Here is a 15,322-nt window from a genome sequence, read left to right on the forward strand (position 1 = left end):
GTCTCCAGATTTTGCCATCAAAAAAGCCGCCCGAAGGCGGCTTTTGCCGGGTGCCGCTCGCGCTAACTCTGCGTGGCCGGTCGTCCGAGCGACTCTTTTGCCAACTCATCTGCGGATTTGCTTTTCAGCACCGTCCAGATAACCACGGCCCCCAAAAGGTCGAAGATTGCCAGCACCGCGAACAGTGGGCTAAAGCCAATGGTATCGGCCAGCGCACCCACGACCAGAGCAAACATTGTACTTGCTGTCCAGGCGGCCATGCCGGTCAGGCCGTTTGCCGTCGCCACTTCGTTACGGCCAAAGACATCAGAAGAGAGGGTGATCAGCGCGCCGGACAGCGACTGATGAGCAAAACCACCGATGCACAGCAGGCCAATGGCGACGTATGGGCTGGTGAACAGGCCGATCATGCCCGGGCCAATCATCAGCAGCGCACCCATGGTGACCACCATTTTACGGGAGACAATCAGGTTCACGCCAAACCAGCGCTGGAACAGCGGTGGCAGGTAGCCGCCCACGATGCAGCCCAGGTCGGCAAACAGCATCGGCATCCAGGCGAACATGGCGATCTCTTTCAGGTTAAAGCCGTAGACCTTGAACATGAACAGCGGGATCCACGCGTTGAAGGTCCCCCAGGCGGGTTCGGCCAGGAAGCGTGGCAGGGCAATACCCCAGAACTGGCGGGTACCCAGGATCTGCCAGACGGACATTTTTTTGCCGTTGTTGGTCTGATGCTGAGATTCCTGACCGCCGATGATGTAATCGCGTTCTTCTTCGGACAGTTTTTTCTGATCGCGCGGATGCTTATAGAAGACAAGCCACGCCATCGCCCATGCAAAGCTCAGCACACCGGAGATGATGAACGCCATCTGCCAGCTGTGCATCACGATAGCCCACACCACCAGTGGCGGTGCAATCATCGCCCCGATAGAGGAGCCAACGTTAAAGTAACCCACCGCAATGGAACGCTCTTTCGCCGGGAACCACTCGGAGCTGGCTTTCAGGCCCGCCGGGATCATCGCGGCTTCTGCGGCACCGACTGCACCACGTGCCAGCGCCAGGCCACCCCAGCTGCCGGCCAGCGCCGTCGCGCCGCAGAACACGGCCCAGGCCACGGCGAAGAAGGCGTAACCGATTTTCGTACCCAGAATATCAAGGACATAGCCCGCCACAGGCTGCATGATGGTGTAAGCGGCGGAATAAGCAGCGATGATGTAAGAATATTGCTGCGTGGAGATATGTAACTCTTCCATCAACGTTGGTGCGGCCGCTGCCACGGTATTACGTGTCAGATAGCCCAGCACGGTGCCGAGCGTCACCAGCGCGATCATGTACCAACGTAACCCTTTAATTTTACGCATCTAAAACCTCATCGTTATGTTATTTCCGCACCGGGGCGCGGCAACCTCTCAACCGTGTTCGGGAGTGGCTGTTAACGGGAGGGGCGCTACCGGCGGTATTTCCCGGTACGGCCCGAACCTTGCCATAAGTAATCGTGCTTAAGTCGGTATCCGTACCGTAAATCCGGTGTATCTCTCACCGGGAATGCATTTAGTCGGCTTATCGTTTGCGACGGCGAAAAGATAACTTGTCATACAACTTTAAAAGGTGAGTGACATCACAAATGCTGGAATCTTTGTAGGGGCTTTCGTCCAGTCGGGGGAAGCCAGAACTGGCGCGGCTTACAGGCGAGTTTACTCCTTTGAGGGTAATTTATTTGTCGGCGTTTATTGATCTAACTCACGAAAAAACCTTCGGGTGCTGGAAATTGGTGTGATAACTTTGCAGCATCTGAACATACGCTTTCTGACGCTCCCGTTACAGAGGATGACGATAATGACCCCGTTTATGACCGACGATTTTCTGTTAGATACTGAATTTGCCCGTCGCCTGTATCATGACTATGCAAAAGACCAGCCGATTTTCGACTACCACTGCCATTTACCGCCGCAGCAGGTTGCCGAAAATTACCGCTTCAAAAACCTGTATGACATCTGGCTGAAAGGTGACCACTATAAATGGCGCGCGATGCGCACTAACGGCGTCGCGGAGCGTCTGTGTACGGGGGATGCCACTGACCGCGAGAAGTTTGACGCCTGGGCGGCAACCGTGCCGCACACCATCGGTAACCCGTTATACCACTGGACGCACCTCGAGCTGCGCCGTCCGTTTGGCATCACCGGCAAGCTGCTCTCCCCGGCTACCGCAGATGAAATCTGGGATGAGTGCAACGCGCTGCTGGCGCAGGATGCCTTCTCCGCGCGCGGCATCATGAAGCAGATGAACGTCAAAATGGTCGGGACCACCGACGACCCAATCGATTCGCTGGAACATCACGCCGTCGTGGCGAAAGACAGCACTTTCGATGTTAAGGTCCTGCCGAGCTGGCGTCCGGATAAGGCCTTTAACATTGAGCAGGCGACCTTCAACGACTATATGGCTAAGCTGGCGGACGTGTCCGACACCGACATCCGCCGCTTCGCTGACCTGCAAAGCGCGCTGACCAAACGTCTGGACCACTTTGCGGCGCACGGCTGTAAGGTCTCTGACCACGCGCTTGACGTGGTGCTGTTTGCCGAGTCAAACGAAGCCGAGCTGGACAGTATCCTGGCGCGTCGTCTGTCGGGTGAGACGTTAAGCGAACATGAAGTGGCGCAGTTCAAAACCGCGGTACTGGTGTTCCTCGGTGCGGAATATGCCCGTCGCGGCTGGGTGCAGCAGTACCACATTGGGGCGCTGCGCAACAACAACCTGCGCCAGTTCAAACTGCTGGGCGCAGACGTGGGCTTCGACTCCATTAACGACCGTCCGATGGCGGAAGAGCTCTCTAAGCTGCTCAGCAAGCAGAACGAACAAAACCTGCTGCCAAAAACCATTCTCTACTGTCTGAACCCGCGCGATAACGAAGTGCTGGGCACTATGATCGGCAACTTCCAGGGTGAAGGGATGCCGGGCAAGATGCAGTTTGGTTCCGGCTGGTGGTTCAACGATCAGAAAGACGGCATGGAACGTCAGATGACGCAGCTGGCGCAGCTGGGCCTGTTAAGCCGCTTTGTCGGCATGCTGACCGACAGCCGCAGCTTCCTGTCTTACACTCGCCACGAATATTTCCGCCGCATTCTGTGCCAGATGATTGGCCGTTGGGTACAGGCTGGCGAAGCTCCGGCGGATATCCAGCTGCTTGGCGAGATGGTGAAAAACATCTGCTTTAACAATGCGCGTGACTACTTCGCCATTGAACTGAACTAGTGCTGTCTGAGGTTGATATGCAATACATCAAAATCCATTCGCTGGATAACGTTGCCGTCGCACTGGCGGATCTGTCCGAAGGCACGGAAGTGACTTTCGATACGCAGTCGGTGACGTTGCGCCAGGCCGTTGGACGCGGGCATAAGTTTGCCCTGATCCCCATCGCCAAAGGGGAAAACGTCGTGAAGTACGGTTTGCCGATTGGTCATGCGCTGGCGGACATTGCGCCGGGTGAATATATTCATTCCCACAATACCCGCACCAATCTTAGCGATCTGGACGAGTACAGCTATCAACCGGATTTCCAGACGGAAGAGGCGCAGGCGGCAGATCGTGACGTACAGATCTACCGCCGTGCGAACGGCGAGGTTGGGGTCCGCAATGAGCTGTGGATCCTGCCAACCGTTGGCTGCGTAAACGGGATTGCGCGTCAAATCCAGACGCGTTTCCTGAAAGAGACCAATGACGCTGAAGGCACCGACGGCGTACATCTTTTCAGCCACACCTACGGCTGCTCGCAGCTGGGTGACGATCACATCAATACCCGCACGATGCTGCAAAACATGGTGCGCCACCCGAACGCGGGTGCGGTGCTGGTGATTGGCCTGGGCTGTGAAAACAACCAGGTGGATGCCTTCCGCGAAACGCTGGGTGAGTTCGATCCTGAGCGCGTGCACTTTATGGTGTGTCAGCATCAGGACGACGAAGTGGAAGCGGGTCTGGAGCAACTTCACCAGCTGTATGAGGTGATGCGCCACGACAGACGTGAGCCGGGCAAGCTGAGCGAGTTGAAATTTGGTCTTGAGTGCGGCGGATCGGACGGGCTTTCGGGCATCACCGCTAACCCGATGCTGGGCCGTTTCTCGGACTATATGATTGCCAACGGCGGCACAACCGTGCTGACCGAAGTGCCGGAGATGTTCGGCGCTGAGCGTATTCTGATGAGCCACTGCCGCGACGAAGAGACCTTCGAAAAGACCGTCGCGATGGTGAACGACTTCAAACAGTATTTTATCGCCCACAACCAGCCTATTTATGAGAACCCGTCGCCGGGTAACAAGGCGGGCGGCATCACGACGCTTGAGGAGAAATCCCTCGGCTGTACCCAGAAAGCAGGCGCCAGCCAGGTGGTCGACGTGCTGCGCTACGGTGAACGCCTGAAAAAGCACGGGTTGAATCTGCTGAGTGCGCCGGGTAACGATGCGGTGGCGACCAGCGCGCTGGCCGGGGCGGGCTGCCATATGGTGCTGTTCAGTACCGGTCGTGGTACGCCTTACGGCGGCTTTGTGCCGACGGTAAAAATTGCGACCAACAGCGAGCTGGCGGCGAAGAAGAAACACTGGATCGACTTTGATGCAGGACAGCTGATCCACGGCAAAGCGATGCCGCAGCTGCTTAATGAATTTGTCGATACCATCGTGGAATTTGCTAACGGCAAGCAGACCTGCAACGAGAAAAACGACTTCCGCGAGCTGGCGATTTTTAAGAGTGGGGTGACGCTTTAATCGGTGCGGCCTGATGCCCTCACCCTGGCCCTTTCCCACGGGGAGAGGGTACAAACATTAAAAACGGCAACACATGTTGCCGTTTTGCATTTACCTTGTAGGCCCGGTAAGGCGTAGCCGCCACCGGGCTTTTATTTTTAACTGCGCAGGGCGTTCTTCGCTAAACGCGCGTCTTCCGCCTGGCACACGGCCGCGGTAAACATCACGTCGGTTGAGGAGTTGATCGCGGTCTCGCAGGAATCCTGCAGCACGCCGATGATAAAGCCTACGGCAACCACCTGCATGGCGACCTCGTTCGGGATGCCGAACATATTACACGCCAGCGGGATCAGCAGCAGCGAACCGCCCGCCACGCCGGATGCACCACAGGCACACAGCGATGCCACCACGCTCAGCAGCAGCGCCGTAGGCAGATCCACAGGAATACCCAGCGTATGCACTGCCGCCAGCGTCAGCACGGTAATGGTGATGGCCGCGCCCGCCATGTTGACGGTTGCGCCCAGCGGAATTGACACCGAGTAGGTATCACGGTCCAGGTTCAGCTTCTCGCACAGCGTCATGTTAACCGGAATATTCGCCGCCGAGCTGCGGGTGAAGAAGGCGGTCACACCGCTCTCACGTAGGCACATCAACACCAGCGGATAGGGGTTGCGACGCGTCTGTACGAAAACCAGCAGCGGATTAATGACCAGCGCCACCACGGCCATACAGCCAATCAGCACCAGCAGCAGTTGGGCGTAGCCCCATAGCGCACCAAAGCCGGTGGTTGCCAGCGTCGACGCCACCAGACCGAAGATGCCAATGGGCGCAAAGCGAATCACGACGGTGACGATAAAGGTTACGGCATTCGACACATCGGTGATCAGATGTTTGGTCGTGTCATTACTGTGGCGCAGGGCAAAGCCCAGCCCGACGGCCCACACCAGGATGCCAATGTAGTTGGCATTGATCAGGGCGTGGATAGGGTTGGCGACAATGCTCATCAGCAGGCCGTGCATCACCGCCACAATTCCCGTAGGTGGGGTAATGTCGGTTGCACCGGTCGTAAGCTGCAGCGTGGAGGGAAATGCGAAGCTCACTACAACCGCCGTCAGCGCCGCAGAGAACGTGCCCAGCAGGTACATCCACAGGATCGGGCGGATGTTGGTTTTTTGTCCTTGCTGATGGTTAGCAATGGAGGCCATAACCAGCGTCAGCACCAGAACCGGCGCGACCGCTTTTAGTGCACCAACGAACAACGTCCCGAGCAGGCCGGTGGCCTCGGCGGCAGGTTTGGAAATGAGCGCCAGCGCCACGCCCAACACCAGACCAATCAAGATTTGCTTAACCAGGCTGCCACGCGACAGACGCGCAAGAAGACCCGATGACGATACGCTCATAGGAAGTCCTTAAGTGAAATTGTGTTCCATTCCGGATGTGCTCTAAGTCACATTTATGTCCGGATGTAAGAAAATGTTTGCCTGGTCGAGTATAGGGAATGCGCGAAAGGAGGGAAGCGTAAAATGCTGGATTTTACGTGTTGCGTCATATTTTTTAACTGTTGATTAACTAAAGTGTCGGGTGGCGCTGCGCTTACCCGGCCTTCGGGGTGACGTTGTAGGCCCGGTAAGCGCAGCGCCACCGGGCAAAAAGCACTAAACCCGCTGCTTTTTATCGTGCTGGCGGTTAACCCAGGTATTGATAATCAGCGTCACGATCAGAATGCCAAACACAATGCCGAGCGAGATGGCGATCGGAATATGGTAGAAATCGACAATCAGCATTTTGATACCGATAAAGACCAGGATCACCGACAGGCCGTACTTCAGCATGGAGAAGCGCTCTGCCGCGCCCGCCAGCAGGAAGTACATGGCACGCAGGCCGAGGATCGCAAACAGGTTAGAGGTCAGGACGATGAACGGATCTGTCGTTACCGCGAAAATTGCCGGAATGCTGTCTACCGCGAAAATCACGTCGCTCAGCTCAACCAGAATCAGCACCAGCAGCAGCGGGGTGGCAAACAGCAGGCCGTTCTTGCGCACGAAGAAGTGCTCGCTTTCGATTTTGTCCGTCATGCGCAGGTGACTGCGGATCCACTTCACCAGCGGCTTCTCGCCGATGCCGGTCTCATCCTCTTTCGCCAGCGCCATTTTGACACCGGTGAACAGCAGGAACGCGCCAAAAACGTACAGCAGCCATTCAAACTGGGTGATCAGCCAGCTGCCCGCGAAGATCATGATGGTACGCAGGATAATCGCGCCCAGCACGCCATAGACCAGCACGCGGCGCTGCAGTGACGCAGGCACGGCAAAGTAGCTGAACAGCATCAGCCAGACGAAGACGTTATCGACCGCGAGGGCTTTTTCAATCAAATAACCGGTGAGGAAGGCGAGTGCCTGAGGATCGGCCACCGCACGGCCTTCGGTCGAGGCCAGATACCACCAGAAGGCGGCGCAGAAAAGCAGGGAAAGGGTGACCCACACCAGTGACCAGGCGGCAGCCTGCTTCATGGTCATGCCGTGCTCGCCACGACGCCCCTGCAAAAAGAGGTCGATCGCCAGCATGATGAGCACGACAACCGCGAATCCGCCCCACAACATTGGAGTGCCGACAGAATGCATACTATTTTCCTTACACATAAAAAAACAAAAACGGCTATGGTCAGAAGACGATAGCCGTTAGCTTTTTATGCATAGACCTCGCCTTCCGGCAAGGTCTCACTTACAACCACGAGGGTTGCCCGGCGACCGGATGCGGTATTGCACGCATCGTAATGACGATCCACCGGCAAGGAAGTTACTCCCCTTTGCTGGTAACAAAATATGTCAGGCCCGGCGATCCGTCAAGGCTCGGCATGAATTCATTACACAGTTTTACGCGGTAACTTGCGCACCCACGCCGTCTGCCGGGAACACCACGCCAGTCTGACGGCGGATCTCCGTTTGCAGTTTCGCCGTGGTGCGGCTGACCGCCAGCCCCGGGTGGTTCACCTCATTGTCCTCAACCAGACGTGCAAAGACCTCTGCCTCATACAGCATAGTGTTGATATGCTGAGGCTGCGTCAGCTCTTGCGCTTTGCCGCCGCGCGGCACGATGCTGAGCTTCTGGCATTCGGAGATTTTTTCGATGACCAGCGAGCCGTCTTCGCCCTGAATTTCGCTCGGTAAGACCGAATCGCTCACCTTGGAGTGCTGGAGCGTGACGCTGAAATCACCGTAGTCCAGTACCACGATACCGTGCGCGTCCACGCCGCTCTCCAGCAGGCTGGCGGTGGCCGTTACGCCGTGCGGTTCGCCCCACAGCGCCACGGCGGAGGCCAGGCAGTAGAAACCGATATCCATGATCGAGCCGTTAGAGAACGCCGGGTTGAAGGTGTTCGGGTTTTCGCCGTCAAGATAGCGCTGATAGCGCGACGAATACTGGCAGTAGTTGATAAAGGCTTTACGCACCTTACCAATTTTCGGCAGGGACTGCTGCAACAGCAGGAAGTTCGGCAGGCTGGCGGTTTTGAAGGCTTCGAACAGCACCACCTGGTTTTCGCGCGCCAGGGCGATGGCGGCTTCCACTTCCTGAATGTTGGAGGCCAGCGGCTTCTCGCAAATCACATGCTTTTTATGGCTGAGAAACAGCGTCGTTTGCGGGAAGTGCAGGGCGTTCGGGCTGGCGATATAGACCGCGTCGATGGCGTCGCTTTGCGCCATCTCGTCGAGCGAGGTGAACAGATGCTCGACCAGGTAGTCGTTGGCGAAACTCTGCGCCTGCTCAAGGCTGCGGGAATAAACTGCGGTGAGCTTGTATTTGCCGGTTTCGTGGGCGGCGTCGACGAACTGGCGTGTGATCCAGTTCGTACCAATAACTGCGAAACGTATCATAGACGTTTACGTACTCCGTAACGGGGGACCTGTAGCCACTGTAGCACGTCATCATGACATTTCGCGTGCGCTACTGCGCATTACTCTTTAACGATAAATGCGTCAGCCACAGGCGGGTATCAAACTCCAGCTGGTGGTACTGCGGCTCCATGTGGCAGCACAGGGAGTAGAACGCTTTGTCGTGCTCTTTCTCTTTCAGGTGCGCCAGCTCATGCACCACGATCATCCGCAAAAAGGCCTCCGGTGCGTTGCGAAACACCGTTGCCACGCGGATCTCGGCTTTGGCTTTCAGCTTGCCGCCCTGCACGCGGGAGATGGCGGTGTGCAGCCCAAGCGCATTTTTCAGCACGTGGATCTTGTTGTCGTACATCACCTTATTGATCGGCGGCGCGCTCTTCAGATACCGGTTTTTCAGATCCTGCGTATACTGCCAGAGCGCCTTATCGGTCGCGAAATCGTGCGTATCCGGATAACGTTTTTCCAGCACCGCGCCCAGCTTTTGCTCGGCAATCAGGCTGCGAACCTGAGTCAGTAAGTTCTCCGGGTAGCCCTGGAGATAAGTAAGTTGGTTCATCAACGCCCCAAATCGACAATAAAACGGGTATACTCACGCACCCTTTTCAGGGATACGCCAAATTTTACCATTCAGGAGGGCCGATGAGCCACTTAGACAACGGTTTCCGTTCACTCAACCTTAAACGTTTCCCGGAAACGGACGACGTTAACCCGCTTCAGGCGTGGGAAGCGGCGGATGACTATCTGCTGCTGCAGTTGGATGACACCGAAATCAGCGGCCCGGTTCTGATCCTGAATGACGCGTTTGGCGCACTGGGCTGTGCCCTGGCGGAGCACACGCCTTACAGCATCGGGGATTCTTACTTAAGCGAGCTGGCGACGCGCGAGAACCTGCGCCATAACGATATCGATGAAGGCAGCGTGAAGTTCCTCGACAGCACCGCGGATTACCCGCAGGCACCGGGCGTGGTGCTGATCAAAGTGCCGAAAACCATGGCGCTGCTGGAGCAGCAGCTGCGCGCGCTGCGTAAGGTCGTCACGCCACAAACGCGCATCATCGCCGGTGCCAAGGCGCGTGATATCCACGCGTCGACGCTGGAACTGTTCGAAAAAGTGCTCGGCCCAACCACCACCACGCTGGCCTGGAAAAAAGCGCGCCTGATCAACTGTACCTTCAGCGCACCGGAACTGGCTGACGCACCAGACACCCTGAGCTGGAAACTGGAGGGCACTGACTGGACCATCCACAACCACGCGAACGTCTTCTCCCGCACCGGGCTGGATATCGGGGCGCGTTTCTTTATCGAACATCTGCCGGAAAACCTGGAAGGCGAGATCGTTGACCTGGGCTGCGGCAACGGCGTAATTGGCCTGACGCTGCTGGCGAAGAACCCGGACGCCAGCGTGGTGTTTAGCGATGAGTCGCCGATGGCGGTGGCATCAAGCCGTCTGAACGTCGAAACCAACATGCCGGACGCGCTGGATCGCTGCGAGTTTATGATCAACAACGCGCTGTCGGGCGTGGAGCCTTTCCGCTTCAACGCCGTGTTCTGCAACCCGCCGTTCCACCAGAAGCACGCCCTGACGGATAACGTCGCGTGGGAGATGTTCCACCATGCCCGCCGCTGCCTGAAGATTAACGGCGAGCTGTACATCGTGGCGAACCGTCATCTGGACTACTTCCACAAGCTGAAGAAGATTTTCGGTAACTGCGTCACCATTGCGACGAACAATAAGTTTGTGGTGCTGAAAGCGGTTAAGCTGGGGCGTCGTCGGTAAGCGTGTTTCGCCCGGTGGCGCTGCGCTTACCGGGCCTACGGGTCCGAGGCCATTGTAGGTCCGGTAAGCGCAGCGCCACCGGGCAATGCCGTTAAATACTCAGCGCCAGCTTTGTTCCCTGCGCAATCGCCCGCCGCGCATCCAGCTCCATCGCCACATCACACCCGCCGATCAAATGCACCGTTTTGCCCGCCTCACGCAGCGGTTCGGCCAGATCGCGCTTCGGTTCCTGCCCGGCGCACAAAATCACATGATCCACCGCCAGCAGCTGCGGCGCACCGCCGATCAGCACGTGCAGCCCGTCGTCGTCGATCTTCTGGTAGCTCACCGCCGGGATCATCTTCACCCCGCGTGAGAGCAGGGTGGCGCGGTGGATCCAGCCCGTGGTTTTGCCCAGCCCGTCGCCCGGTTTGCTGGCTTTACGCTGCAGCATGACGATCTGGCGCGGGCTTTTTGGCAGCTGCGGACCTTCCGGTCGCAGGCCGCCGATCTGATTGAGGCTGGTATCGATCCCCCATTCCTCACAAAACGCCGCAATATTCTGGCTGGTGGCTTCCCCCGGCTGGCTCAGGTACATGGCGGTATCAAAACCGATCCCGCCGCAGCCGATAATTGCCACGCGATCGCCGACCGGTTTTTTGTCGCGCAATACGTCGAGATAGCTCAGCACCTTCGGATGATCGACGCCCGCGATCGCCGGCAGGCGCGGGACGATCCCGCTGGCCAGGATCACCTCATCGTACGCCACCAGATCAGACGCATTCACAAAATGGTTAAGCCGCAGCTCGACCCCCGTCAGGTCGATCATCCGGCGGTAGTAGCGCAGGGTTTCGTAAAACTCCTCTTTGCCGGGGATCTGTTTGGCAATATTAAATTGCCCGCCGATCTCAGCCAGGGCATCAAACAGCGTCACGCTGTGCCCGCGCGCGGCGGCATTCACCGCAAACGCCAGCCCGGCGGGGCCCGCGCCGACCACGGCGAGCCGTTTTGGGGTGACGGCAGGTGTTACCGGCATTTTCGTTTCATGACAGGCGCGCGGGTTGACGAGACAGGAGGTGACTTTGCCCGCGAAGATCTGATCCAGACAGGCCTGGTTGCAGCCGATGCAGGTGTTGATCTCGTCCGCGCGTCCGCTTTGCGCTTTGGAGAGGATCGCCGCGTCGGCGAGGAACGGGCGTGCCATCGACACCATGTCGGCATCGCCGCGCGCAATGACCTCTTCCGCCACCTGCGGATCGTTAATGCGGTTAGTGGTAATCAGCGGAACAGACACTTTCCCTTTCAGTTTACGTGTCACCCAACTGAACGCCGCGCGCGGTACCGGCGTGGCGATGGTTGGGATACGCGCCTCGTGCCAGCCGATGCCGGTGTTAATGATCGTGGCCCCGGCGGCTTCAATTGCCTGCGCCAGCTGTACGGTTTCGTCGAACGTGCCGCCGCCCTCCACCAGATCGAGCATCGACAGGCGGTAGACGATAATAAAATCCGCGCCCACACGTTCGCGTACGGCGCGCACCACCTCGACGGCAAAACGCATGCGGCGGGCATAATCGCCGCCCCATTCGTCGTCACGATGGTTGGTCCGGGCGGCGAGGAACTCGTTAATCAGGTAGCCTTCCGACCCCATCACCTCTACGCCGTCATAGCCCGCCTCACGCGCCAGCGCCGCGCAGCGGGCGAAGTCCTCGATCAGCGCCAGGATCTCATCGTGGGTAAGGGCATGGGGTGTGAAGCGGTTGATCGGTGCCTGAAGGGCCGACGGGGCAACCAGATTCGGCTGATAGCTGTAGCGCCCGGTATGCAGAATTTGCAGGGCAATTTTACCGCCTTCTTTATGCACCGCGTCGGTCACAATCCGGTGATGCGGCAGCTGGGCCGCATCGTTCAGCACCGCGCCGCCCTCCATCGTCACGCCAGAAACCGCGGGGGCCACGCCACCGGTAACGATCAGCGCCACCCCGTGCCGGGCGCGCTCGGCGTAGAAAGCGGCCAGCCGCTCGGCGCCGTCCGGACGCTCCTCCAGCCCGGTGTGCATCGAACCCATCAACACGCGGTTTTTGAGCGTTGTGAACCCCAGATCGAGGGGGGCGAATAACGACGGGTAGCGGCTCATAGTCTCTTCCAGTGTAAAATTATTGTTATGTGGTCGGATGAGTTACTAATTTAGCCAGCGGCAGCAGAAAGGTAAAAGCGGGATCGAATGATTGTGATAGATCTCAAAGAACTTCCCCGGTGGCGCTGCGCTTACCGGGGCTACAAAACCGTAGGCCGGATAAGCGCAGCGCCATCCGGCGTTATTTACGGCACCGCTGCCCGCACCAGACCCGGGGCTTGCCACATCGACGTGGTCAGCCCGCTGTCGACCAGCCCAAGCTGATCCGCGTACACCGCCTGCCATTTCTGCATCATGCCGTCGTAAAGTTCCCGGTATTCCGGGTTCGGCGTAAATTCGCGGCTCCACTTCACCAGCCGCTCACCCGTGGAGGCCATGTCGGTAAACAGCCCGGCGCCAGCACCCGCGGCGATGGCACAGCCCAGCGCCGTCGCCTCTTTGACTTCCGGCACGCGCACCGGCAGCCCGGTGACATCGCTTAAAATCTGGCTCCACAGCGCGCCCTTCGCGCCGCCGCCCGCAAAGACCAGGCTGTCAAACGTCACGCCGGAGAATCGCGATATCTGCGACAGGTTGCAGGCGGAGACAATCGCCGCATTCTCTTCCAGGGCACGGAACAGCGTGGCCTTGTTGCATTTTTCCGGGTCGATGGAGAGGTTAATAAACGACGGCGCGGCGTGGTACCACTGCCTGAAATGCATCGCATCGGAGAAGATCGGCATCACCCCGTGTGAGCCCGCAGGCACGCGGTTGGCCATCTCTTCGAGCAGGGTGTAAGTGTCCATGCCCATGCGTTCCGCAATTAACTTCTCCTCCGCGCAAAAGGCGTCGCGGAACCAGCGCATGGTCAGCCCGGTAAAGAAGCTGATCGACTCCGCCTGCGCCATACCGGGGATGACGTGAGGGTTCACGCGGATGTTCATATCCGGATCGGTTCGCACCTGCGGCAGGTTGACGACCTGCTGCCAGAAGGTGCCGCCCAGCACCGCCGTTTGCCCGGCACGCACCACGCCCAGCCCGAGACAGCCAAGCTGCACGTCGCCGCCGCCCATCACCACTGGCGTGCCTTCGCGCAGGCCGCTCTGCTGCGCGGCTTCGCGGGTAATGGCCCCCAGCACGGTTCCCGTCTCTTTCACCGGGGAGAGAATATCGGCGCGTAGCCCGGCCATATCGAGCAGCGCCGGACGCCAGTCGCGGGAAAAGAGATCCAGCATGCCGGTTGTGCCGGCATTGGACGGGTCCACCGCCAGCTCGCCAGAGAGTTTTGCCGCCAGCCAGTCGCTGATCATGGTGATCGTCGCCGCTTTGCGATAAATATCCGGGCGGTGGTGCGCCAGCCACAGCAGGCGCGGCATGGCGCTCAGGGCCAGTGTCTGGCCGGAAACCTCATACACTTCGGATTCAAACTGGTCGTCGTGGATCTCTTTGAGTTCGGCCACCTCGCGACTGGCGCGGGCGTCGACGTTGGCGCAGGCCCAGATGGCGTCGCCGTTGCGGTCATACAGCACGATGCCTTCGCGCATGGAGCAGCAAGCCACGGACTGAATATCCGCCGCGCGCAGGTGGGCACGCTCCAGCGCCTGGTGAATACACTGGCAGGCCAGCCGCCAGTTGGTGTCGAGGTCAAACTCCATCGAGCCGGGCACGTTCTCCACGCTCAGGTGTTTCCACTCGGCCTGGCCGACGGCAATCTGGTTGCCCTGCACATCGAAAATAACGGCGCGAACGCTGCCTGTCCCTGCATCTAACGCTAAAAGGTAACTCATAGCATGCCTCGTGTCAGGCGCAGGGCCGTCTCTTATGTTGCCAGAGCAAGCACCGCGCGGGCTGTCGTCTCTTCCGTCACCAGGCCATTAATACGGCGACCTTTCAGTGCGGCGTAAATCGCATCGGCTTTCTCTTCACCTCCGGCCACGCCAACGATGGTGGGCAGCTGCGCCAGTTCATCAAGGGTGACGCCGAGTAATTCTTTATGGATCTCAAGCTCCTCGACGCACTCGCCGTCGGCATTGAGGAAGTAACCGAGAATGTCGCCCACCGCCCCTTTCCGGGCGTACATCAGCTGTTCACCTTCGCTGATATAGCCGGAGCGTAAAATGGTGGCGTCGCGGCGCTGGTTCACTGAACCTATTCCAACCACCGCCACGTCGGCGGCGGTGGCGGCGAGGATCACGTCCCGCACGCTGGTTTCACGCTTTAAGATCCCGGCCACCCCGGCGGATGAAACGCGCAGCGGGGCGGGGATCATGCTGACGCGACAGGCCGCATCCAGCTGGCCGATACCGGTCATATACGGCCCGACACCGCCGGAGAGCGTTACCAGGCGGATCTGCTGTGAGCTAATAAAACCGCTTAAGTGCTGCAGGCTGCTCATGGTGGTTTCACCAAATCCCACCGCTAACAGCTGGCCGGGTTCCAGAACGCCCATCAGCGACTGCGCTGCGCCAATGCCCAGCCGCACGTTCATCGGCGGGGTGTTAAGGGCGGGCATCACGCGCACCAGCTTCAGACCAAAGCGCTGCTGCAGTTCGGTCTCCAGCGCCAGGCAGCCCTCGTAGCGCGAGTTGATCTGCACGCGGATCACCCCGGACTGGCGGCCTTTCTCCAGCAGGCGGGAGATCTTCAGGCGCGGCAGGCCGAGCCGTTCGCCAATGTCGTTCTGGGTCAGCCCGTCGTGGTAGTAACACCATGCCACGCGAGCGACCAGCTCCTCTTCCGCCAGCGCCAGCCCGGCAAAACGACCCTCTTCCACAGCGCGTTTATCGCTCATATTTGAACTCTTATAAAAATTTAGATCATATGTTCGCTCA

General features: G+C 58.7%; 11 protein-coding genes. 3 read left to right on the forward strand and 8 right to left on the reverse strand.

Annotated features, from left to right (window positions below; translation table 11 throughout):
- Positions 1 to 62: 62 nt before the first annotated feature.
- Entirely contained in the window at positions 63 to 1,361 is a 1,299-nt protein-coding gene (locus tag QLG21_RS13580; protein ID WP_006178677.1) for an MFS transporter, read from the reverse strand.
- Positions 1,362 to 1,836: 475 nt separating this feature from the next.
- Between QLG21_RS13580 and uxaC the strand changes: the two genes are divergently transcribed.
- Both uxaC and QLG21_RS13590 read left to right on the forward strand, forming a co-directional pair.
- Positions 1,837 to 3,249 (forward strand): glucuronate isomerase, encoded by a 1,413-nt coding sequence (gene uxaC / locus QLG21_RS13585; protein WP_042322071.1) that lies wholly within the window; start codon positions 1,837 to 1,839, stop codon positions 3,247 to 3,249.
- Between the two features lie 17 nt (positions 3,250 to 3,266).
- Positions 3,267 to 4,754: an altronate dehydratase family protein gene (locus QLG21_RS13590; RefSeq protein WP_282484601.1), complete on the forward strand. Its 1,488-nt coding sequence runs from the start codon at positions 3,267 to 3,269 to the stop codon at positions 4,752 to 4,754.
- A gap of 137 nt (positions 4,755 to 4,891) precedes the next feature.
- Here QLG21_RS13590 and sstT read toward each other — a convergent pair whose 3' ends face one another.
- From sstT to QLG21_RS13610, 4 genes are all read right to left on the reverse strand, one after another.
- Positions 4,892 to 6,133: a serine/threonine transporter SstT gene (gene sstT / locus QLG21_RS13595; RefSeq protein WP_137903677.1), complete on the reverse strand. Its 1,242-nt coding sequence runs from the start codon at positions 6,131 to 6,133 to the stop codon at positions 4,892 to 4,894.
- Between the two features lie 255 nt (positions 6,134 to 6,388).
- Positions 6,389 to 7,354 carry a TerC family protein gene (locus QLG21_RS13600; RefSeq protein WP_058609435.1) on the reverse strand — a complete coding sequence of 322 codons (966 nt, stop codon included), beginning with the start codon at positions 7,352 to 7,354 and terminating at the stop codon, positions 6,389 to 6,391.
- Between the two features lie 252 nt (positions 7,355 to 7,606).
- On the reverse strand, positions 7,607 to 8,605 hold the full coding sequence (locus QLG21_RS13605) for a Gfo/Idh/MocA family oxidoreductase (protein WP_058609436.1): 999 nt from the start codon (positions 8,603 to 8,605) through the stop codon (positions 7,607 to 7,609).
- A gap of 70 nt (positions 8,606 to 8,675) precedes the next feature.
- Positions 8,676 to 9,179: a M48 family metallopeptidase gene (locus tag QLG21_RS13610; protein WP_006178666.1), complete on the reverse strand. Its 504-nt coding sequence runs from the start codon at positions 9,177 to 9,179 to the stop codon at positions 8,676 to 8,678.
- 83 nt (positions 9,180 to 9,262) lie between these two features.
- On the opposite strand from QLG21_RS13610, the gene rlmG reads away from it, so the two are divergent.
- On the forward strand, positions 9,263 to 10,399 hold the full coding sequence (gene rlmG / locus QLG21_RS13615) for a 23S rRNA (guanine(1835)-N(2))-methyltransferase RlmG (RefSeq protein ID WP_282484602.1): 1,137 nt from the start codon (positions 9,263 to 9,265) through the stop codon (positions 10,397 to 10,399).
- Positions 10,400 to 10,490: 91 nt separating this feature from the next.
- On the opposite strand, the gene QLG21_RS13620 is transcribed toward rlmG, so the two are convergent.
- The 3 genes from QLG21_RS13620 to lsrR form a co-directional block, all read right to left on the reverse strand.
- Entirely contained in the window at positions 10,491 to 12,512 is a 2,022-nt protein-coding gene (locus tag QLG21_RS13620) for an NADPH-dependent 2,4-dienoyl-CoA reductase (RefSeq protein ID WP_282484603.1), read from the reverse strand.
- A gap of 185 nt (positions 12,513 to 12,697) precedes the next feature.
- Entirely contained in the window at positions 12,698 to 14,278 is a 1,581-nt protein-coding gene (gene lsrK, locus QLG21_RS13625; RefSeq protein ID WP_282484604.1) for an autoinducer-2 kinase, read from the reverse strand.
- A gap of 32 nt (positions 14,279 to 14,310) precedes the next feature.
- On the reverse strand, positions 14,311 to 15,282 hold the full coding sequence (lsrR, locus tag QLG21_RS13630; RefSeq protein ID WP_282484605.1) for a transcriptional regulator LsrR: 972 nt from the start codon (positions 15,280 to 15,282) through the stop codon (positions 14,311 to 14,313).
- Positions 15,283 to 15,322 lie beyond the last annotated feature (40 nt).

It is taken from the genome of Enterobacter sp. V87_3, assembly GCF_029967835.1.
Taxonomy (GTDB): Bacteria; Pseudomonadota; Gammaproteobacteria; order Enterobacterales; family Enterobacteriaceae; genus Enterobacter; species Enterobacter cancerogenus.